The organism is Nocardioides montaniterrae, from assembly GCF_054782655.1.
Genome location: NZ_BAAGSB010000003.1, coordinates 286,076 through 305,917, shown reverse-complemented (window position 1 = coordinate 305,917; position 19,842 = coordinate 286,076). Strand labels below are relative to the sequence as shown.

Sequence of the window (19,842 nt, the reverse complement as noted above, 5' to 3'; positions counted from 1 at the left end):
TGCTCGCCGGTGCCGCCAGTGCGCGGAATGCCGATTGCAGCAACCTGCAGGCCACTCACGCAGAGGGACGGCGTACGCCGATCCCTGACGCGGGCCACGGCTCCTGGACCATGCCCAGCTCGCTGACGCGGATGCCTGCGGCGAAGCGCGACTGGACGCCGAGGGCGCGCATCAGGGCGGCGATGTCGGAGCGCACCGTCCGCAGGCTGACGCCGAGCCGCTGCGCGATCGCCTCGTCGCCGAGGTCGTTGGCCATCAGCATCGCGATGCGCCACTGGCGCGGGGTGAAGCCCTCCGTCGGCGGCTCGGACGACGTGACGGGGAACCCGCTGCGCATGAGCTTGCGGAAGAGCGCCATCGCCGACTGGACGATCTCTGGAACGGTGATCGCCAGCAGGCTCGGCTCGCTGTCGATCCGCGGACCGGGGACGACCAGGAGCCTGCGATCGAACGTCTTGAACTGGAGGCCGGCGGCACCATGGCAGTAGCGGTAGTTAGCGCTGGTGGCTGCTGCGAGCCAGGCCCGCGCGGCCGGTTCGGTCGTCGCGAAGTCGAACAGCCCGGTCATCCGCTTGCCGAGGGCGGCCAGCGCAACATTGGTGTCGTGGTTGAGGACCAAGGACTCGGCCGTCACCGAGCTGCGGACCGACAGCGTCTCGCTCGCCTCGGCGCTGAGCTGCTGCAGCACGGCCCGGATGTCGACGATCCCGACGGCGCGGATCGTCGTGCCCGGCAGGGGCGCCTCCGTGCCCGCAGCGTCGATCGCCACCCGGGAGAGGCGTTCGAAGCGTTCGGCCGTGGTGTCCGTGTCCCACGGCGAGTCGTGGTCGGCCAAGCTCGTCATCGATGCCCCTAGAGAATGCGTCTCGAACGCCTACCTAGACGGGCATACCCGCGCATCGGCGAACGAACCATGCCGGCCGTGGCGCGATCGAGGCTCGGTGCCCACCCCTGTCGACGGCGCGCACGCCGGTCGGGAGATTCGAGGGCAGAACTCGGAGGCGGGGTTCTCCCGGGTCGGGTTGAATGGCTCCCATGATCAGCACCGGCGCAGCCCTCGGCATGGCCGCGATCGCGTTCGGGATGGTGCTCACGCCAGGCCCGAACATGATGTACCTGGTGTCGCGGTCGCTCACCCAGGGCAAGCGCGCCGGACTGGTCTCGCTGGCCGGGGTGGTCACCGGGTTCCTGTTCTACGTCCTCGCCACCGCGTTGGGCCTCTCGCTGCTCTTCGCGGCCGTGCCCGAGCTCTTCCTGGTCGTGAAGGTGCTCGGCGCGGCGTACCTGATCTGGCTCGCCTTCGGCATGGTCCGCGGCAGCCGTAATGCCTTCGACCCCGACACCTCGCTCCCGCAGCACTCGGTGCGCCGGCTCTACGTGATGGGCCTGACGACCTGCCTGCTCAACCCCAAGCTGGCCCTGATGTACGGCGCGCTGCTGCCTCAGTTCGTCTCGCCGGGCTCCGGGTCGACGGCCGCACAGGTCGTCCAGCTGGGGCTGGTCCAGATCATCGTGGCTGCGACCATCAACGGCGTCTGGGTGCTGCTCGCCGACCAGGTCGCTCGGCTCGTACGCCGCAGCCGGCGGGCCGATCTCGGCGTACGGTGGACGACCGCCGGTCTGCTCACCTTCTTCGCCGTCCACCTCGGGTTGGCACGAGCCGCGTGAGGCGGGAACTGCTGACGTCGCGCTGACGACACCCGCCGAGAATCCGTGTGCTACAATAATCAGCATGGCTGACCTGGACTGGGATCCGGCGGTCGGGGAGGTCGAGGCGCTGTTGCCGCCGCCCGCCGTCCTTCCGGGAGAGATTCCGATCGCCCTGTGGCTCTGCGCCTGCGTCAGCGAGCGGGACGCCCCGACGTGGTTGATCCACGAGTCGGTCGACGGCGTCGTCGGTTGGTGCCGACTTGCTGACGAGCTCCGGGTGGCCGATGTCGGTGCGCGCGAGCTGATCGGCGGGCACGGCGTGCCGTGGCAGGTTCTGTCGTGGCTGCAGGGCAACGATCCCGACCCGTGCTGGGACATCGAGGGGGAGCGACGTACGACGGCGCGACTGCGTGCCGCGCTCCTCGGCTCGCCGTAATCTGACATAATGTCACTTATCGGCGGTCAGACGGACCTGCCGAATCGACGCAGGTGACGGGTTCGCCTCGATCTGTCATCGCGCGTCGCGTCCGGGCTGGCGGATGGGCCTTCCTCGGCGACTCCCCTTCGTCAACACGTCACCGCGATGAGCATTGGTGAGCGGCTCCGCCGTCAGTTGTTCAGCGCCGCTCAGGCGCCCTCGAATGCCCGGTGGACGGCCTGTCCGACGAAGGTGCCGAGCTCGTTCCGGTCCCACTGGTTCCGCTCGTCGAGGAGCGATCGCACTGCGGACTCGCACGACGACATGAACAACTCGATCAGAACCGGGAGCTTCGCCTCGAGATCGCTTGTCTGCCACCAATGCTTCATGGCGGGCGCGATCCACCGCGTGGCCCGGTCCTGGAGGTGGGCCCTGGCAGCCCGGAAGCGCTCGGCGACCGCGGGGTCGGGGTCGCCGGTGAACAGGAACCGCCAGGTGTCGGGAGCCTCGGCCGCTGTCGCCAGAAGGGCTTGGAAGCCGCTGACGAAGGCCAGTTCGGAGTCATCGATCCCTCCAGAGCTGTGCAGGGCGGCAACGAGCGACTCGAGCAGCGCTGACGTCTCGCGGTCGAGGAGCGCCTCGACCATCTCGACGCGGTCGCAGAAGCACGCGTAGACGACGGGGCGGGTCACGCCCATCTCGCCGGCGACCGAAGCCACCGTCACCGCGCCGATGCCGTCACGCACCGCGATCGCCAGCGCGGCATCGAGGACCTGCGGGCGCCGTCGTTCGGGCCCGAGGTGGGACGCTCGCTCACGGGGACGGCGCTGGGCAGTGGCAGGCATGAACGGGATCCTAGATCGGCGATGTTTCCTACGTCACTGTAGCAAAATCCTACATCGGTGTATTAACGTGGGTCGCGTCCCCTTCCAGATGGAGAGTCCCCGTGTCACTGCTCAACCCGCACAAGCCCGACTTCGCCGAATTCGATGCGGAGACCCGCCGGATCTTCGAGGCGACCATCGCCTTCTTCGAGGGCAAGGGCAAGGGCTGGCTGCTGCAGCAGGACCGCGACCGTGTCTGGTTCGCCGAGTTCCTGGAGTTCCAGAAGAAGGAGAAGGTCTTCGCGACCTTCCTCACGCCGGCCGAGATGGCCGACGGTGACCCGAACAAGCGCTGGGACGAGGCCCGGGTCACCAAGTACAGCCAGATCCTCGGCTTTTACGGCATGTCCTACTGGTACGTCTGGCAGGTCACGATCCTCGGCCTCGGCCCGATCTGGCAGACCGGCAACGAGGCGGTCAAGCGCAGGGCCGCGCAACTGCTCGACGACGGCGAGATCTTCGCGTTCGGTCTGTCCGAGCGCGAGCACGGCGCCGACGTCTACACCTCCGACATGGTGCTGACTCCGGACGGTGAGGGCGGCTACCGGGCCAATGGCGGCAAGTACTACATCGGCAACGGCAACAAGGCGGGCATGGTGTCGGTCTTCGGTCGCGTCGAGGGGCTCGCGACCGGTCCGAAGACCCAGGACGGCTACGTCTTCTTCGTCGTCGACAGCCAGCACCCGGCGTACAAGCTCCGCAAGAACGTCGTCAACTCCCAGATCTACGTTGCGGCCTTCGACCTCGAGGACTACCCCGTGCGGGAGGAGGACGTGATCCATGCCGGGTCGGAGGCCTTCGACGCGGCCATCAACACCGTCAACGTCGGCAAGTTCAACATCGGCTTCGGGTCCGTCGGCGCCACCCAGCACGTGTGGCACGAGGGTCTGACCCACGCCGAGAACCGGGTGCTGTTCGACACCAAGGTGACCGACTTCGCCCAGGTCCGCGCGAACTTCACCGAGAGTTGGGTCCGGCTCCAGGCCATGGACCTGTACTCCGAGCGCGCCGTCGACTACATGCGATCGGCCTCTGCCGACGACCGTCGCTACCTGCTCTTCGACGCGATCGAGAAGATGACCGTCAGCCGCCAGGGTGCGAAGGTCTACGACCTGATCGCCGACTGCATCGCGGCTCGCGGCTTCGAGAACGACATGTACTACCCGGTCGGCGCGGTCGCGATGATGGGTCTGCCACGCCTCGAGGGCACCGTGCACCTCAACATGGCACTGTCGCTGAAGTTCCTGCAGAACTACATCTTCAGCCCGACCGATCCGAGCCTGGCCCTGCTCGCGGTCCGCGGGAGGGCCGACAAGGTCCCCGACGCGGTGTTCACGCCCGCTTTCAAGGCCGCACGCGCCGCGATCCGTGCCGCGAAGCCGCTCGGCGCCAGGCTCGCCGCTCGCTCGCCGGAGCTGCCGCCGCGGCGTCGCGACACCGCCGACGACACCTACCTGTGGCATCAGGGTCCGACCGAGGGCCTGGGCAAGGTCGTCTTCCACGACTGGCGCGCGGTGTACGCCGAGTGGGCGCACCTGCCGAACGTCAAGCTCCTGCTCGAGCAGGCCGACGCGTTCCAGGCCCTGCTCGGCACGACCCCGCTGGACAAGGCGCAGATGCGCGACCTGGACCTCCTGCTGGTCATCGGCGACATCTTCACCACGATCGCGTACGGCGACCTCATCCTGCAGCAGGCCAAGATCTGGGCGGTCGACACTGACCTCGTGGACAGCATCTTCGAGGTGCTCGTGGGAGACATCTCCGCACACGCGGTCACGCTCACCCGCAAGCCGTCCCTGACCAACGCCCAGGTGAGGGGCGCCAACGCCATGCAGCGTCGCCCCGCCTTCGACGCCGAGCGCTCCGCCCGCGTCTGGGCCGAGGCACGCTCGACTGCCGGCAGCTACGCGATGAACCCGTGATCGGGGGTCGGACCATGGGCATCCCTGCACCGACCGCTGACTCCACCGCACTGGTCACCGGCGCATCGAGCGGGATCGGAGAGGCGCTCGCGCTCCAGCTCGCGGCCCGCGGCCACCACCTCACCCTGGTCGCCCGACGCCGGGAACGGCTCGACGAGCTGGCCGCGCGGATCCGCGAGCTGCACGGCGTCGAGGCCGAGGTCGCCCCGTGCGACCTCGCCGACCGCGCAGCGCGCACCCAGCTGGTCGCCGACGTCCGCGCGGGCGGTCGCCGGGTCTCGGTCCTGGTCAACAACGCGGGCTTCGCCACTGGAGGCGACTTCGCGACCATCGACGCAGACCGTGAGGTGGAGCAGGTCCGGGTCCTGATCGAGGCGGTCGTCGACCTCACCTCGTCGTTCCTCCCCGAGATGATCGACCACCGGGCAGGGGCGATCCTCAACGTCGCCTCGACCGCCGGCTTCCAGCCGCTGCCCTGGTCGGCCGGCTACAGCGCCGCGAAGGCGCACACGCTGACCTTCTCCGAGGCGCTGCACCACGAGGTGGCCGTCCGCGGCGTGACGGTGACGGCGCTGTGCCCGGGGCCGGTCCGCACGGAGTTCTGGAAGGTGGCCGGTGACCAACCGATCAAGAAGACCATGCCCAAGCCCATGTGGGTGTCCACCGAGTCGGTGGCGAGCGCCGCACTCAACGGCTTGGAGCGCGGCCGGCGCGTCGTCGTACCAGGCGGCATGGTCCGCATGTCCGGCCTCGGCGCCCGCTGGACACCCCACGGCATCCAGCTTCCGCTCCTGGCTCGAGCGATGAAGCCGACCCCCACCCGACGACCTACGAACCCCCGGCCCGCAAGGAGCAAGCGATGAAGCACGTGACGAAGCACGCGAAGACGAAGGCACGCCGCGAGATCAAGACGCCGGAGGACTACGGATTCTTCGGCCCGGACTCGATCACCCACAAGGTCTGGGGCTACCCCACGACCCCGCTGATGGGGATCGTGCGCGCGGTGACGATCGAGGAGCTCGATCCGAACCTGCTTGCAGCGGTCCACAACACCGGAGCGAACTACGACCGGCTTGACACGCGCTACGCCCGGACTGTGCAGTACTTCGCGGCCGTGGCCTTCGCCGACAGCCGCAGTGTCTCGAAGATGGCCGACGTTCTGGTCAAGATCCACTCCAAGGCGATCGGCATCGAGCCGGTCAGTGGCAATCGGTACGACGCCAACGACCCGGCCTCTCAGCTGTGGATCCTCATCACCGGCTGGCACTCGGTGCTGACGGCGTACGAGACGTTCGGCCCGGGCAGGCTGAGCGAGGCCGAGGTGAACCAGTACTGGGCCGAGTGCGCCATCGCCGCGGAGTTCCAGACCTGCGATCCGGCCGACGTCCCCCGCTCCCGCGCCGAGGTGCAGGCCTACTTCGAGTCCTGGCGTCCGAGGCTCGCTGCCAGCGAGGCCACCCAGCGGATGATGAAGCACCTGCTGAACGGGGCCGACGCGATCATCCCCCGCAAGGGTCTCCTCGGCCTGATCCGGCCGATCGCGAACGCGCTGATCTACAAGGGAACGGTCGCGACGCTGCCGCACCACATGCGCGCGCTCGCCGGCATCCGGCAGTCCCGTGTCACCGACATTGCGATCACGCTGATCCTGAAGATGATGATGGCGGTCCTGCACCGCAGCATCCCGCTCCAGCGTTGGCTGCTCAGCATCCTCGCGCCCGCGACCCTGGCCATCGTGGAGCCGGTCTGGCGGGAGATCGAGCCGGCGAACCCGGTCGTGCTCACCCCTGCCGAGGCCCGTGAGCGCTACGGGTACGTCAAGCCGGCCGAAGCGCACCTGGAACTGCGCGCGCGTCAGTACGCCCGCGTCTTCGACGACCACCAGGCGCCGAGCGACGAGGGGCTGATCGAGTCCCAGGCCGTGCTCGGGAGGCTCGCTTGATCCAGGCCGCGCATCCGCTCGGAGTGTGCTTCCCGCGCTGGTGGAGGGTGCCCGAGCCTCTACGGCGACTGCGATCGGTATCGTCGCTGACGCTGTGCGGTCTGTGGACCCTCACCTGGCTGAACAGGTCTCGGCGTCGAGGACGTGGCGCTCGGAGTACATCGAGTCCTTCGCCAGCCTGACGGCGTTGAGCGCTGATCCGGTGGATGCTGTCGGAATCGCTGCTGCAGGGCTTGATTCCATGCGCCGGCGGATGCGTCTCCGCCAGGGTGATGACGAGGTGCCGCTCTCCGAGGCGTCGTACGTCGACCAGGTCGCGCCCGCCACTGTCCGCGTCGAGGGTTCGGCTTCACCGGCGGTGCGCTTGGAGATTCCTTATCGCGGCACGATGTTGAGTGGGTCGCGGCTTCGCGACCAGCTCCATTGTTGGCTCGAAGCCGGCGTTGTCGAACCCGGATTCGTCTCGTCGATCGAACCTGCCCCCGACGACAGCAAACGAAGGAACGCATGATGAAGGACTTTCACGACAAGGTCGCAGTCGTGACCGGAGCCGGTTCTGGCATCGGCCGCGCGCTCGCGCTCGCGCTGACCGCAGCAGGTGCGCGCATCTCCATCAGCGACTGGGACGCCGCAGGACTCGAAGAGACGTCTCTGCTCTGCGCCCGCGTCGGCGCACCGCCGCACAGCCAGGTGCTGGACGTACGCGATCGGGTTGCCGTCCTGGCGTACGCCGACGCTGTCGTCGAGCACTTCGGTGGCGTGAACCTGGTCATCAACAATGCCGGCATCACGATCTTCGGCACTGTCGAGGACAGCCCGTTCGAGGACATCGAGAAGGTGATGGATGTCGACTTCTGGGGTGTCGTCAACGGCACCAAGGCGTTCCTGCCGCACCTCATCGCCTCCGGTGACGGACACGTCGTCAACATCTCCAGCATCTTCGGCCTCTTCGGAGTTCCGACGCAGAGTTCCTACAACGCCGCCAAGTTCGCTGTACGCGGCTTCAGCGAGTCCCTGCGGCAAGAGATGCTCATTGCTGGTCATCCGGTCGGCGTCACCTGCGTCCATCCCGGCGGCATCAAGACCAACATCGTCAACAACGCCACTGGGAGCAACGGCGTCGACACCTCCGGCATCGAGCGGCTGTTCGACACGCGCCTCACTCGTACCTCGCCCGAAGAGGCCGCCGAGAAGATCTTGCGCGGTGTGAAAAGCCGCCGGGCCAAGGTCCTGATCGGCGCCGATGCCCACGCGGTGGACCTGGTAGTCCGGGTCATGGGATCTGCCTATCAGCGACCATTTGCGATGGCCTCGAAGCTTATGACCCGGTCGCTCAAGGCACCGGCCACGGTCGTGACGAAGTCGCCCTCGAAGAGGATCGGCGCGTGACTCCGACGACCGGGCTCGGCGATCCGCTGACCCTGCGCAACGGTCAGAGGCTCCCCAACAGGCTGATGAAGTCCGCGCTCAGCGAGGCACTCGGCGACGTCGACGGCTCCCCCACCCCGGAGCTCGGCCGCCTCTACGCGCGCTGGGCCGCCGGCGGCTACGGCCTCGTCGTCACCGGCAACGTGATGATCGACCGACGCCACCGCGGCGAGCCGGGCAACGTCGTCATCGAGGACGACCGGCACCTCGATGCTCTCAAGCACTGGACAGGCAGCTTCCGCGACGTTGAGACTCCGCTGTGGATGCAGATCAATCACCCGGGTCGCCAGGCGAACGCGCTCGTCGGGAAGAGCCGACCCGTGGCGCCCAGTGCGATCGCCTCCCGGGTCCCCGGCGCGATGAAGCCACGTGCGCTCGAGGACAGCGAGATCCGCGACATCATCGAGCGTTACGCCACCGCGGCGGCCGTCGCCGAGTCCGCCGGATTCGACGGCGTGCAGCTGCACGGTGCCCACGGGTACCTGATCACGCAGTTCCTGTCTCCGCTGAGCAACCAGCGCAGCGATCGTTGGGGCGGGGATCCCGAGCGCCGCCGCCGCTTCGTGATCGAAGTGCTCAGGGCTGTCCGTGTCGCGACCACGCCCGACTTCGCTGTCGGCATCAAGCTGAACTCCGCCGACTTCCAGCGCGGTGGGTTCACCGAGCACGAGTCCCGAGAGGTCGTGGCCCAGCTCGTAGCAGAGGGCATCGACCTCATCGAGATCAGCGGTGGTTCCTACGAGGCGCCGGCGATGATGGGTGTGATGAGAAGGGCGTCCACGGTCGCGCGAGAAGCCTACTTCCTGGAGTACGCCGCCACGGTGCGTGAGATCGCCGGAGATGTCCCGATCGCCGTCACGGGTGGCTTCCGGACGACCGGCGCCATGCAGGCCGCGGTTGCCTCCGGCGAGTGCGACATCGTCGGCCTGGGCCGCCCCACCTGCGTGATCCCGGAGGCACCAGTTCAGGTGCTCAATGGCATCGAGGACACCCTGCCGAGTGCGAACGTCAAGGCTGGGCTGCGTCCACTGCTCAGCAAGGTCGTCAACCTCAAGCAGGTCGACGGCGCCCTCGACCTGTCGTGGCACACCGATCAGCTGCACCGTATCGGCTCCGGCCGCGACCCCGACCCGAACCGGTCCTGGGCGCGCACCGCCCTCGCAATGGGCGTGCGCAACGGCCCGAAGGCCTTCCGCGCCAAACGCGGTTGAATAGTCCGCATCGGCGGCAGCTACTCGTCCCACATCAACACGTCTCGTGACCAGTCCGGAACCGAGGGCCGGAAGTGGTGCGGTTTGGTGACAAACCGCAGTTCCTGCGCCGGTTTCACTGCGGTTTGTCACCAAACCGCGGCTTCTGGAGTCGACGCAGCGCCGCTGGTTCGCTCAGACGATCCTGAGCAGCTTGTCCGCGAGGAACGTCTCGAGGTTCTCGCTACGGTGGCTGCATGAGCGACTCGGAACGCATCATCCGCAGGGTCGGTGATCCACAGACGCATCCGTACGAGCTCCTGGGCGCCCTGGTCGTCCCGCGGCCGATCGCCTGGGTGAGCACCGTCGACGCTGACGGCGTCGGCAACCTGGCGCCGCACTCGTTCTTCACCGTGGTGTCGACGGATCCGCCGATGGTCGCGTTCACGTCCGTCGGCGCCAAGGACACGCTGGCCAACGTCGAGGCCACCGAGGAGTTCGTGGTCAACCTCGCCAGTGAGCCGTTGCTGGAGCAGGTGAACGCCTCGAGCGCGCCGTACGGTCACGAGGTCGACGAATCGGCACAGCTTGACATAACGATGTCGCCGAGCGACTCCGTCTCCCCTCCGCACGTCGCCGCGTCGCCGGCGGCGATCGAGTGCCGGCTGCACCGGACCGTTCCGCTGGGTGACTCGGTGCTGGTCATCGGCGAGGTGGTCGCGTTCAGCCTGCGTGCCGACTGCCTGGTCGACGGCTACCCGGAGATGAGCCTGCTCCAGCCCCTCTCCCGGCTCGGCCGTGACGAGTGGGGCCGGCCGCCCGAGGTGTTCCGCCTCGAGCGGCCGACGACAGCCTGAGTCCTCAGAAGTCGGCGCTGAGGCCCTCGGCGGTCAGCAGCTCGCGGTATGCCTCGACATTGCGGAGCTTGACCGACTCGTAGCCGCGGACGACGTCCGACAGACCGGCGATCCGGCAGGCGCGGTCGTACGTCGACCCGTCCAGCCCGTCGCAGAGCGACTCCAGCAGCTGGCGGTAGTGAGCGACGAGCGCGCGCTCGAGGCGGCGTACGTGCATCCGGCCGAACGGGTCGAACGCCGTGCCGCGCAGGAACTTGAGCGTCGCCAGGAGCCGGATCACCCACACGAGCCGCGGGCCGATCGAGATCTTCCGCTCCCCCAGGATCCGCCCGAACATCGGTGGGCGGAGCTTGAGGACCATCCGCGTCCCGTTCGGCACCTGCTCGCGGACGGCGTCCAGTGCGGAGGGATCGGTCAGCAGCCGTGCGACCTCGTACTCGTCCTTGTACGCCGTCAGCTTGAACAGCTGGCGTGCAGCCGTCTCGGTGAACGTCGTCCGATCGGTGACGCGACGCTCGGCCTGCCAGAGCTGCTCGATGGTCTCGACGTACGCCGTCGCGACACCCATGTTCTGGAAGTCGACGAGGCGAGGCGCCCGCTCCCCCACGATCCGGCGTACCTCTCCGGACAGCGGTGACGACGCGAGCGCTGGGACCTCGACCGGAGCCTTCGCCGTCGGTCGCGCGACCGCGGCCGCGAACGTGTCCGGCGCGGCGACGGCGACCCGGCCCCAGCGGAAGGCCGCGACGTTCGCCGCGACGGCGACACCGTTGATGCCGATGGCCTCCTCGATCGCCTCCTCCGGGATCGGCAGCGCGCCGGCCTGGTAGGCGGCGCCGACCAGCAGGAAGTTCGCGGCGGCGTTGCTGCCGAACAGCGCCTCGGCGGCACCGATCGCGTCGAACGCGACCACCTCGGACGTCACCGACTCCAGGCGCGAGAGCAGCTCGGAGTCACCGGGATAGGCGACCGACTTGTCGTAGACCATCGGACCGGTCGGAGTGTGGCTCGTCGAGACCACTCCCCTGGTCGCCGACGCCGAGCCGTAGGCGAGGTTCTTGCCCTCGGCCAGCGTGAGCAGGTCGAAGCCGAGCAGCGTGTCGGCGGCGCCCGGCGTGACCCGGTTGGACGGCTCGACCTGGCCGGGCCCGAATCGCAGGTGCGCGGTCACCGGACCGGCCTTCTGGCTCATCCCGACCTGGTCGAGCGACTCCACCCCGAAGCCGGCGCGCAGGGCGGCGGTCGCGAGCACCTGGTTGACGGTGACGATGCCGGTACCGCCGATGCCGGCCATGAAGACGCCGTACGTCCGCGTCAGCGGGGCGCGGTCGGGCGACGCCACGGCAGGCGGCTCGGGTGACTTCTTCCTCGCGACCTTCGCCGACGGATCGGTGTCGACCATGACGAACGACGGGCACTCGCCGTCGACGCAGGTGTAGTCGGTGTTGCACCCGGTCTGGTCGATCCGGGTCTTGCGGCCGAGCTCGGTCTCGACGGGCTGCACCGAGAGGCAGTTGCTCTTCACACCGCAGTCACCGCAGCCCTCGCAGACGGCCTCGTTGATCACGACCCGCTTCGTGCGCGTCGGGAGCGTGCCGCGCTTGCGCTGGCGGCGCGCGTCGGCCGCGCAGTGCTGGTCGTAGACCAGCACGGTGACGCCCGGGATCTCCCGCAGCACGCGCTGGGCCTCGTCGAGGCGGTCGCGGTGCCACAGGTCGACGCCGCGGGGGAAATCGCGCTTGCGGTAGCGACCCGGCTCGTCGGCACAGACGATCACCTTGGCCACACCCTCGTTGACCAGCTTGTGGGTCAGCTGCGCCATCTGCACCGCCCCCTGGCGCTTCTGCGCACCGGTCATCGCCACGACGTCGTTGTGCAGCAGCTTGTAGGTGATGTCGACGCCCGCGGCGACGCATGCCTGCACGGCGAGCTGGGCGGAGTGGAAGAAGGTGCCGTCGCCGACGTTCTGGAAGGTGTGCTCGGCACGCGCGTACGGCGCCTGCCCGATCCACTGCGCTCCTTCGCCGCCCATCTGGGTGATGCCGGTGACCGCGCTGTCCTCGCGCTGCGAGACCGTGACGAGGGTGTGGCAGCCGATGCCGCCACCCCCGATCGATCCCTCGGGGAGAGCCGTCGAGCGGTTGTGCGGGCACCCCGAGCAGAAGTACGGCGTGCGCGACGTCGACAGCAGCGGCAGGTCGATGCGCGTCGGCGGCGGTGGGGCCATCTCGACCCGGCCCGCGAGCGCCCGGCGGAGCGGAGCTGCCAGGCGACCGGCGGTGAGCTCGCCGTCGTACGGCACGAGAGGTACGCCGGAGGCGTCGCTCTTGCCGATGATGGCGGGTGCGTGGACACGGCCGTAGAGCAGCTCGCGGATCCCCTGCTCGATGAAGGCGGTCTTGTCCTCGACGACCACGATCTCCTCGAGGCCGTCGGCGAACTCGTCGACGATCGTCGGCTCGACCGGCCACATCATCCCGAGCCGCAGCACCCGGATGCCGGCCGTCTCGAGCGACTCGTGGATGAGGCCGAGGTCGGTGAGCGCCTGCCGCATCGAGTCGTAGCAGCTGCCCGAGGCGACGATGCCGACCTTCGCGCCCGGCGCGCGGACGTCGATCCGGTTCAGCTTGTTCGCGGCGGCGTACGCCTTCACGACCGCCATCCGCGGGCCGTAGAGCTTGTTCTCGGCGCCGACGATCCGGTCGGGGTAGAGCTCGATCTTGGTGGGCTCGTAGGTGAAGGGCTTCCCCTCCCACGACACCGCCGGGACCACCGGGTCGATCACGCCGATCTCGGGGTTGACGACCCAGGCGCCGTCCGCGACGTCGGCGACGATCTTCAGCGCGACGACGCAGCCCGAGGCACGCGACATCGCGATGCCCTCCATGCCGTACTCGACGATCTCCGAGGCGTTGCGCGGGAACAGCACGGGGATCCCCAGCGAGGCGAGCGTGCGCTCGCTGACCGCCGGGACGGTCGACGACTTCGCGGCGGGGTCGTCACCCACCAGCATGAGGAAGCCGCCCTGGGGGTGGACGCCGTACATGTTGGCGTGGCGCAGCGAGTCGAGCGCCCGGTCGACGCCCGGCCCCTTGGCGTACCAGACGCCGGTGACGCCGTCGTAGCGCGAGGTGTCGAGGGTGACCGCCGACTGGGAGCCCCACACGGCGGTCGCCGCGAGCTCCTCGTTCAGGCCCGGAACGACCGTGATGTCCGCGTCGGCCATCTCCTCGGGGAGGCTGAGCAGCAGCTGGTCGAGGCCGCCGAGAGGGCTGCCCGGGTAGCCGGAGATGAAGGTGCCGGTGCGCAGGCCGTGGCGCCGGTCCAGCGCTCGCTGCTCGACGAGCATCCGCGCGATCGCCTGGACGCCGGTGAGCAGCACCGGACCGGCGCCGACGCGATAGCGGTCGGCCAGGTCGTAGGCGTCGAAGACGGTGCCGGGCTCGAAGACCGCGGTCATCGGCCGAGCTCCGCGCGGCGGGCGGCGAGGCGGGCCTCGACCACGGCGTCGGCGGCCGCTCCCGTGGTGGTGCCGAGGTCCTCGGCCATCGCCAGGATCTCGCGGGTGGTCGCGCCGATCGCCCCGATCTTCGCCTCCACCTCGTCACGGCTGTGGCCGTACAGCTCGCCGCCGACCTGCACCACTCCCCCTGCGTTGGCGACGTAGTCGGGCACCCACAGGATGCCGCGCTGGTGGAGCAACCCGTCGACGTCGTGGGTCAGCAGCTGGTTGTTGGCGGCACCGCAGACGATGTCGGCGCGCAGGTTCGCCACGGTGTCGGGCGTCAACGAGGCACCGAGCGCGCAGGGTGCGTAGACGTCGACGTCCTGGTCGATCGCGGCCGGCACGGCACGCACGTCGGCCAGCGTGGAGGTCAGCTGCGCGACCGCGAGCTCGTTCGGGTCGGAGACCACGATCCGCGCGACGCCGGCCGCCGCGAGCAGGCCGACCAGCCGTGCGCCGACCTTGCCGACGCCCTCGACACCGACGGTGCGGCCGGCCAGCCCGGCCTCGCCGTACCTGTGCTCGGCGGCGGCCCGCATCGCGCAGAAGACGCCGTACGCCGTGGAGTAGCCGCTGTCGCCCGTGCCGCCCTTGTTCTTGCCGACCACCCAGCGCGTGGACTCGGCGACCACGTCGAGGTCGTCGGCGGTCGAGCCGACGTCGCCCGCGGTGACGTAGCGACCACCGAGGCCGTCGATGAACCGGCCGTAGGCCAGCAGCAGCTCGCGGGTCTTGATCACCGCGGGGTCGCCGATGATGACGGCCTTGCCGCCGCCCAGCTCCATGCCGGCGGCCGCGGACTTGGAGGTCATGCCCTGCGAGAGGCGCAGCACGTCGGTCAGGGCGTCGGCCTCGGAGGCGTACGGGAAGATGCGCGTGCCGCCGAGCGCCGGACCGAGGGTCGTGTCGTGGAGGGCGATGATCGCCCGGAGGCCGCTGGCTCGGTCGTGGCAGAAGACGACCTGCTCGTGTGCGGCCGAGGCCAGCTCGTCGCGGCGGTCGAAGACCGATCCTGCGGGGCGGACCTGCTCGGGGTTCAGGGTGCTGACGGTTGCGGACATGCGGTGGCTCCTCGCGTACGCCGGGCGGTGCGGATGGTCCGTCCGGAGATGTGCGGGCCGCCGTGGTGGGGCGGCCCCGTTGTTCCACGTCCGCAAGGGTGCGCGGCCGTGTGACTCACATCATGCACCTCGGTCGACCGTGCTGGTCAAACCGGCACGCGGGTCACGCCAGGGAGTAGTCCTCGAGCGGGAACGACCCCGCCTCGCGGTGCGCGTTGATCGTCGATGTCGGGCGCAGCAGGGTCGCCTCACCGTGCTGGTTGAAGTAGTAGCTGCGTGACGTCGAGCAGTCGCCCAGCTCGAAGACGCTGTCACCGAGCAGCTCGCGCATCCGCGCGAGGAACGTGTCGTTGGCTTCCTCGGTGACCTCGAACGTCGCGGCGTCCTGCGCCTGCAGGTGCGCCAGCAGCCGGGCCATGTGCTTCATCTGTGCCTCGATCGTCGTGAAGTACGACAGGCCGCTGTAGGAGTAGGGGCTGTTCAGGCACAGGAAGTTCGGGAACCGCGGCACCGTGATGCCCTCGTAGGCCTGGAACCGGGTCTCGCGCCACCACCGGCCGAGGTCGCGCCCGCCCCGCCCGATCACCCGGATGGCCGGGAAGTTCGTCTCCCACAGGTCGAAGCCCGTGGCGCAGATCAGCACGTCGATCTCGGTCCGGTCGCCCTCGGTCGTCACGATCGCGTCCGGCTCGATCCGCGCGATCGATGCCGTCTCGAGCCGCGCCTTCCCCGAGGTGAAGGTCGGGAAGTAGGTGTTGGAGAACGTCGGACGCTTGCAGCCGAAGGAGTAGTCCGGGGTCAGCTTGCGACGCAGCTCGGGGTCCTTCACCTGGCGCTTGAGGTGCGCCCGACAGGCGCGCTCGCCGATCTTGTGCGCTGCCGGGATCGAGCCGTAGTGCAGGACGCCGGCCACCATCATCACCTCGAGGATCGACGTACCGACCAGGCGTGCGGCCTTCTGCGTGACCGGCACCTTCTCGAAGACACCACGCACCGCGCGCGGGACGGGGCCGTCCAGCTTGGCGCTCACCCAGATCGGCGTGCGCTGGTAGACGGTCATCTCGGCCACGGTGTCGGCGATCGCGGGGATCAGCTGGACCGCGGTGGCGCCGGTGCCGATGACGGCGACGCGCTTCCCGGTGAGGTCGTAGTCGTCGTCCCAGGCCGCGGTGTGGATCGCCTTGCCCGCGAACTCCTCGATGCCCTCGATGTCGGGCAGCTTGGGCTGGGAGAGGAAGCCGGTCGCGGTCACCAGGAACCGCGCGGTGGCCGTCTCGCCGTCGCGGGTCGTCACGGTCCAGTGCTGGGCGCCCTCGTCCCATGCCGCGCTCTCGACGGCCACTCCGAACCGCATGTGCCGGCGGAGGTCGTACTTGTCGGCCACCCGCTCGGCGTACCTCTTGAGCTCGGCGCCGGGCGCGAACAGCCTGCTCCAGTGCGGGTTGGGCTCGAAGGAGAAGGAGTACGTCGAGCTGGGGATGTCGACCGCGAGGCCCGGGTAGTGGTTGACGTGCCAGGTGCCGCCGAGGTCGTCCTCGCGCTCGAGGATGAGCAGGTCGTCGTACCCGGAGCGCTGGAGCTGGATCGCGGCGCCCATGCCGCCGAAGCCGGCCCCGATGACGATCGCGTCGTGCTGGGTCTGCATCACTGGTTCTCCACCCGGTCGAGGTAGCGCTGGCGGACGGTCGGATCGACGCGGTTGATGGCCGCGTCGTCGTGGGCGAGCCTACGGATCAGCCGGACGGCGCCCTCCGGGATCAGCGGGACGGTCTTGGTCGCGAAGCCGACGTACGACGGCACCGCGATCTCGGCCGCGCGCGACCGGACCGAGCCGACGATCGCATCGGCGATGTCCTCCGGCTCGACCGTCGGGAGCACGCCCAGGTCGATGCCCGAGCTGAGCTCGGTGCGCACCGCGCTGGGCAGCACGCAGGTGACGCTGACGCCGGTGCCGGCCATCTCGAGACGGACGGCGGCGGTCAGGCCGACAGCGGCGAACTTCGTGGCGTTGTAGACCGCGAGCCCCTGGAGCGGGAACTTGCCGGCCAGCGAGGCGACGTTGACGACGTGGCCGTGGCCCCGCTCGGTCATCGCCGGGAGCACGGCCCGCATGCCGTGGATCGGGCCGTGCACGTTGACGTCGAACTGGAGGCGGTCGATGCGCTCGGACCCGTCGAGGAAGGCGCCGTTGGGCATGATGCCGGCGTTGTTGACGAGCACCTCGACGTGGGTGCCGTGGGCCGCCTCGGCAGCGGCGACGAACGCCTCGAACGAGTCCTTGTCGCTCACGTCCAGCGGGTGCGCGGTCACTGTCGGGCCGAGCTCCGCGGCCGCCGTCGTGGCCAGCTCGACGTCGAGGTCGCCGATCGCGACGCGCGCCCCCTTCGCCACGCACGCCTTCGCGGTCGCCAGGCCGATGCCTCGCGCGCCGCCGGTGATCGCGACGAGCGCGCCGTTGAGCTGGATCTTCGGGTAGCGGCTCATGCCGAGACCTCTTCCTCGTCGGTGGTGCGTGCGGAGACCGCGAACACGGTCGGGTCGAACGTGGCGAACTGCCGGGCGAGCGCGCTGCTCGACCACGGCCACGCGAAGCTGTTGCGGCCGTTGGCGTCGCGGTAGTAGCTGTTGCACTCGGCCTGGTTGTAGGCGGTGCCCTCCAGGGCGGCCTGCACGGCGTCGACGTACTCCCGCAGCACCTCGGGGCGTACGTCGAGGGTGACGTCGGCGCCCCGGGCGTGCCCGATCGCCTCGACGACGTACGCCGTCACCGCCTCGACGATCTGGAACGCGCTGGTGTGCCCGGTGCCGAGGCTGGGCCCGAGCAGGATGAACGCGTTGGGGAAGCCGGGGACGACCGTGCCGAGGTACGCCTCGGGCGATCCCTTCCACCGCTCGGCGAGGGTCTCCCCCGTGGCGCCGCGGACGTGGTCGGCGACGGGCATGTCGAGGATGTGGAAGCCGGTGCCGAGGATGATCGCGTCGACCTCCGCCTCGCTTCCGTCGGCACCGATGACCACGTCGCCACGGACCTCCTGGACGCCGGTGGCGAGGACGTCGACGTTGGGCTCCTGCAGCGCCTGGAACCAGTTGTTGGAGAACAGGATCCGCTTGCAGCCCATGGCGTAGCCGGGCGTCAGCCTGGCCCGGAGCCCGGGGTCGCGGACGACCGCCTGGAGGTAGCCCTCAGCGACCTTCTGCATCGCGGCCATGACCGGCTTCGGGCGGCGGAAGCCGCGACCGAGCAGCTCCATGGCGGCGTACTCGACCCGCTTCATCGAGCGGCTGAGCAGCGGCACGTGGCGCAGCGCCAGCTTCTCGAGCGACGGCACGGCGTGGTCCGCCTTGGGCAGCACCCAGTGGGCGGTGCGCTGGAACAGGCTCAGGTGCGCGACCTGCTTCTGGATCTCGGGCACGAACTGCACGGCGGAGGCGCCGGTGCCGATGACGGCCACGCGCTTGCCGGTGAGGTCGTAGTCGTGGTCCCACTGCGCGGAGTGGAAGACGGCGCCTGGGAAGTCGGCCAGGCCCGGGATGTCCGGGATGTTGGGGGCGTCCCACGGCCCGGCGGCGGAGATCAGGAAACGCGCGCTGATCGGTCCGTCGCTGGTCGTGAGCTGCCAGCGCGCGCCGTCCCAGGCGGCCTCGTCCATGCGTACGCCGAACCGGGTGACCTCGTCGACGCCGTGCTCGCGGGCGACGCGTTCGACGTACTCCTTGATCTCTGCCTGCCCGGCGTAGACCCGCGACCAGTCGGCACTCTGCGCGAAGCTGAAGGAGTAGAGCCGCGACGGCACGTCGCACGCGCAGCCGGGGTAGGTGTTGGCGCGCCAGGTGCCGCCGAAGCTGTCGCCCTTCTCCAGGACGACGACGTCGGTGACGCCGGCCTCGCGGAGCTTGATCGCGGCGCAGATGCCGGAGATGCCGGCGCCGATGATGACGACCTCGTGGTGGGTCATGCGGTGGTCTTCTCCTCGGTGGTCGAGCCTGTCGAGACCGCGACCGCGGTCGCGACGGTGGTGGGCAGCGCCTTGCGGGCAGCGGCCAAGGTGGCCGGACGGCGGCGGAGGTCCATGAAGTTGGCGCCCATGGCGTCCAGCTCCGCCGCACCGGGCTCGACGCGGATCACCCGGATGCCCGCGCGGCGCAGTGCGGTGACCTCACGGTCGAGACCGGCGGTCATCTGGCGGCGCAGCAGCCGCTCGACGCGGCTCGCACCGCGGCCGGGCACTCCCCCGTGCGTGGTCATCGGGGCGAGCACGACCACCTCGTCGACGTCCTCGCCGAGCAGCAGGTCGGCGGAGACCGAGGAGCTCGACCCACCGTCCACGAAGCTGCGATTCCCGATCGGCACGGGCGGGAACCAGCCCGGGATCGCCCAGGACGCGGCGATCGCGTCCGCGAGCTCGGCCTGCGGAGTGCCCGGCGACCCGAACGCCACCCGCTCGCCGCTCCGGGTGTCCGTCCCGACGATCCAGGTCGCGCGATGGGCGACCCACCCTGTCGTGGGATCGGCGAGGGCGGCGCCGTACTCCCTCAGGAACGTGGCGTCGCCCCTCCCCCGGGGCAACAGCCCCGCCAGCGCGGTGTACGTCGAGCGGTTGCGGAGGCCGGCCTTCACCAGGCCGGTGCCGGGCAGGGTCGGGAACGGGAGCGGCGGGATCATGCCCGGGTGGGCCGCGACGTGGCGGGCAAGAACAGGGTCGGCGCCCTCCTCCCCGTCCAGCGCCGCGAGCAGGTCCGCAGGTGTGCGGCCGCTGCCGAGCGCGGCGACCAGCTCGGAGCCGGCCGAGGTGCCGACCAGCACTGCCGCCTCGCGGACGTCCCAGTCGAGGGCTCGTTGCACCTCGTCGAGGGCGACGGCGGTCCAGGCGAATCCGAGGGTGCCGCCGCAGCCGATGGCCAGCGCGCGCTTGGTCATGAAGATCCTCGCGGAATGGAATGTCAGTACCGGAACGCTATGTCATTTCCGGGCGACGGACAATAGG

Annotated in this window: 17 protein-coding genes; 9 read left to right on the top strand and 8 right to left on the bottom strand. The window is 69.6% G+C overall.

Translation table 11 applies throughout. The features are described from left to right. Positions 1-55 precede the first annotated feature (55 nt). Positions 56-844 (bottom strand): helix-turn-helix transcriptional regulator, encoded by a 789-nt coding sequence (locus tag ACYVJ3_RS07640; protein WP_460852158.1) that lies wholly within the window; start codon positions 842-844, stop codon positions 56-58. A 191-nt stretch (positions 845-1,035) separates the two neighbouring features. On the opposite strand from ACYVJ3_RS07640, the gene ACYVJ3_RS07635 reads away from it, so the two are divergent. Both ACYVJ3_RS07635 and ACYVJ3_RS07630 read left to right on the top strand, forming a co-directional pair. Then, on the top strand, positions 1,036-1,668 hold the full coding sequence (locus ACYVJ3_RS07635; RefSeq protein WP_460852157.1) for a LysE family translocator: 633 nt from the start codon (positions 1,036-1,038) through the stop codon (positions 1,666-1,668). Positions 1,669-1,732: 64 nt separating this feature from the next. Further along, positions 1,733-2,086 carry a hypothetical protein gene (locus ACYVJ3_RS07630; RefSeq protein ID WP_460852156.1) on the top strand — a complete coding sequence of 118 codons (354 nt, stop codon included), beginning with the start codon at positions 1,733-1,735 and terminating at the stop codon, positions 2,084-2,086. Between the two features lie 191 nt (positions 2,087-2,277). Here ACYVJ3_RS07630 and ACYVJ3_RS07625 read toward each other — a convergent pair whose 3' ends face one another. Further along, complete coding sequence (locus tag ACYVJ3_RS07625; protein WP_460852155.1) at positions 2,278-2,913, bottom strand: TetR/AcrR family transcriptional regulator; 636 nt, start codon at positions 2,911-2,913, stop codon at positions 2,278-2,280. A 101-nt stretch (positions 2,914-3,014) separates the two neighbouring features. On the opposite strand from ACYVJ3_RS07625, the gene ACYVJ3_RS07620 reads away from it, so the two are divergent. The 7 genes from ACYVJ3_RS07620 to ACYVJ3_RS07590 all read left to right on the top strand — a co-directional run bounded on the left by ACYVJ3_RS07620 (position 3,015) and on the right by ACYVJ3_RS07590 (position 10,291). Next, a complete protein-coding gene (locus ACYVJ3_RS07620; protein ID WP_460852153.1) occupies positions 3,015-4,874 on the top strand; it encodes an acyl-CoA dehydrogenase family protein in 1,860 nt (619 codons plus the stop codon). A gap of 14 nt (positions 4,875-4,888) precedes the next feature. Then, positions 4,889-5,737 carry an SDR family NAD(P)-dependent oxidoreductase gene (locus ACYVJ3_RS07615; RefSeq protein WP_460852151.1) on the top strand — a complete coding sequence of 283 codons (849 nt, stop codon included), beginning with the start codon at positions 4,889-4,891 and terminating at the stop codon, positions 5,735-5,737. Further along, on the top strand, positions 5,734-6,816 hold the full coding sequence (locus ACYVJ3_RS07610) for an oxygenase MpaB family protein (protein WP_460852149.1): 1,083 nt from the start codon (positions 5,734-5,736) through the stop codon (positions 6,814-6,816). The genes ACYVJ3_RS07615 and ACYVJ3_RS07610 overlap by 4 nt, the downstream gene beginning before the upstream one ends. Before the next feature lie 103 nt (positions 6,817-6,919). After that, entirely contained in the window at positions 6,920-7,327 is a 408-nt protein-coding gene (locus ACYVJ3_RS07605) for a hypothetical protein (protein ID WP_460852148.1), read from the top strand. Next, on the top strand, positions 7,243-8,205 hold the full coding sequence (locus ACYVJ3_RS07600; protein ID WP_460852147.1) for an SDR family NAD(P)-dependent oxidoreductase: 963 nt from the start codon (positions 7,243-7,245) through the stop codon (positions 8,203-8,205). Before ACYVJ3_RS07605 ends, ACYVJ3_RS07600 begins: the two co-directional genes overlap by 85 nt. Then, complete coding sequence (locus tag ACYVJ3_RS07595; RefSeq protein ID WP_460852146.1) at positions 8,202-9,455, top strand: NADH:flavin oxidoreductase/NADH oxidase family protein; 1,254 nt, start codon at positions 8,202-8,204, stop codon at positions 9,453-9,455. The genes ACYVJ3_RS07600 and ACYVJ3_RS07595 overlap by 4 nt, the downstream gene beginning before the upstream one ends. 236 nt (positions 9,456-9,691) lie before the next feature. Further along, a complete protein-coding gene (locus ACYVJ3_RS07590) occupies positions 9,692-10,291 on the top strand; it encodes a flavin reductase family protein (RefSeq protein WP_460852145.1) in 600 nt (199 codons plus the stop codon). A gap of 4 nt (positions 10,292-10,295) precedes the next feature. On the opposite strand, the gene ACYVJ3_RS07585 is transcribed toward ACYVJ3_RS07590, so the two are convergent. The 6 genes from ACYVJ3_RS07585 to ACYVJ3_RS07560 all read right to left on the bottom strand — a co-directional run bounded on the left by ACYVJ3_RS07585 (position 10,296) and on the right by ACYVJ3_RS07560 (position 19,775). After that, positions 10,296-13,751 carry an indolepyruvate ferredoxin oxidoreductase family protein gene (locus ACYVJ3_RS07585; RefSeq protein ID WP_460852144.1) on the bottom strand — a complete coding sequence of 1,152 codons (3,456 nt, stop codon included), beginning with the start codon at positions 13,749-13,751 and terminating at the stop codon, positions 10,296-10,298. Then, a complete protein-coding gene (locus ACYVJ3_RS07580) occupies positions 13,748-14,857 on the bottom strand; it encodes a Glu/Leu/Phe/Val dehydrogenase dimerization domain-containing protein (protein WP_460852142.1) in 1,110 nt (369 codons plus the stop codon). The genes ACYVJ3_RS07585 and ACYVJ3_RS07580 overlap by 4 nt, the downstream gene beginning before the upstream one ends. A 163-nt stretch (positions 14,858-15,020) precedes the next feature. After that, entirely contained in the window at positions 15,021-16,502 is a 1,482-nt protein-coding gene (locus tag ACYVJ3_RS07575) for a flavin-containing monooxygenase (protein WP_460852141.1), read from the bottom strand. Next, on the bottom strand, positions 16,502-17,341 hold the full coding sequence (locus ACYVJ3_RS07570; RefSeq protein WP_460852139.1) for an SDR family oxidoreductase: 840 nt from the start codon (positions 17,339-17,341) through the stop codon (positions 16,502-16,504). The genes ACYVJ3_RS07575 and ACYVJ3_RS07570 overlap by 1 nt, the downstream gene beginning before the upstream one ends. Further along, positions 17,338-18,813 (bottom strand): flavin-containing monooxygenase, encoded by a 1,476-nt coding sequence (locus ACYVJ3_RS07565; protein ID WP_460852138.1) that lies wholly within the window; start codon positions 18,811-18,813, stop codon positions 17,338-17,340. The genes ACYVJ3_RS07570 and ACYVJ3_RS07565 overlap by 4 nt, the downstream gene beginning before the upstream one ends. Then, positions 18,810-19,775, bottom strand: coding sequence for a patatin-like phospholipase family protein (locus ACYVJ3_RS07560; protein WP_460852137.1), 966 nt, complete (start codon positions 19,773-19,775; stop codon positions 18,810-18,812). The genes ACYVJ3_RS07565 and ACYVJ3_RS07560 overlap by 4 nt, the downstream gene beginning before the upstream one ends. Positions 19,776-19,842: the final 67 nt, after the last annotated feature.

Bases quoted from the DNA above. Each gene is read 5' to 3' on its own strand.
- ACYVJ3_RS07640 (WP_460852158.1), bottom strand. From the start codon at position 844: ATGACGAGCTTGGCCGACCACGACTCGCCGTGGGACACGGACACCACG.
- ACYVJ3_RS07635 (WP_460852157.1), top strand. From the start codon at position 1,036: ATGATCAGCACCGGCGCAGCCCTCGGCATGGCCGCGATCGCGTTCGGG.
- ACYVJ3_RS07630 (WP_460852156.1), top strand. From the start codon at position 1,733: ATGGCTGACCTGGACTGGGATCCGGCGGTCGGGGAGGTCGAGGCGCTG.
- ACYVJ3_RS07625 (WP_460852155.1), bottom strand. From the start codon at position 2,913: ATGCCTGCCACTGCCCAGCGCCGTCCCCGTGAGCGAGCGTCCCACCTC.
- ACYVJ3_RS07615 (WP_460852151.1), top strand. From the start codon at position 4,889: ATGGGCATCCCTGCACCGACCGCTGACTCCACCGCACTGGTCACCGGC.
- ACYVJ3_RS07610 (WP_460852149.1), top strand. From the start codon at position 5,734: ATGAAGCACGTGACGAAGCACGCGAAGACGAAGGCACGCCGCGAGATC.
- ACYVJ3_RS07590 (WP_460852145.1), top strand. From the start codon at position 9,692: ATGAGCGACTCGGAACGCATCATCCGCAGGGTCGGTGATCCACAGACG.
- ACYVJ3_RS07585 (WP_460852144.1), bottom strand. From the start codon at position 13,751: ATGACCGCGGTCTTCGAGCCCGGCACCGTCTTCGACGCCTACGACCTG.
- ACYVJ3_RS07580 (WP_460852142.1), bottom strand. From the start codon at position 14,857: ATGTCCGCAACCGTCAGCACCCTGAACCCCGAGCAGGTCCGCCCCGCA.
- ACYVJ3_RS07575 (WP_460852141.1), bottom strand. From the start codon at position 16,502: ATGCAGACCCAGCACGACGCGATCGTCATCGGGGCCGGCTTCGGCGGC.
- ACYVJ3_RS07570 (WP_460852139.1), bottom strand. From the start codon at position 17,341: ATGAGCCGCTACCCGAAGATCCAGCTCAACGGCGCGCTCGTCGCGATC.
- ACYVJ3_RS07565 (WP_460852138.1), bottom strand. From the start codon at position 18,813: ATGACCCACCACGAGGTCGTCATCATCGGCGCCGGCATCTCCGGCATC.
- ACYVJ3_RS07560 (WP_460852137.1), bottom strand. From the start codon at position 19,775: ATGACCAAGCGCGCGCTGGCCATCGGCTGCGGCGGCACCCTCGGATTC.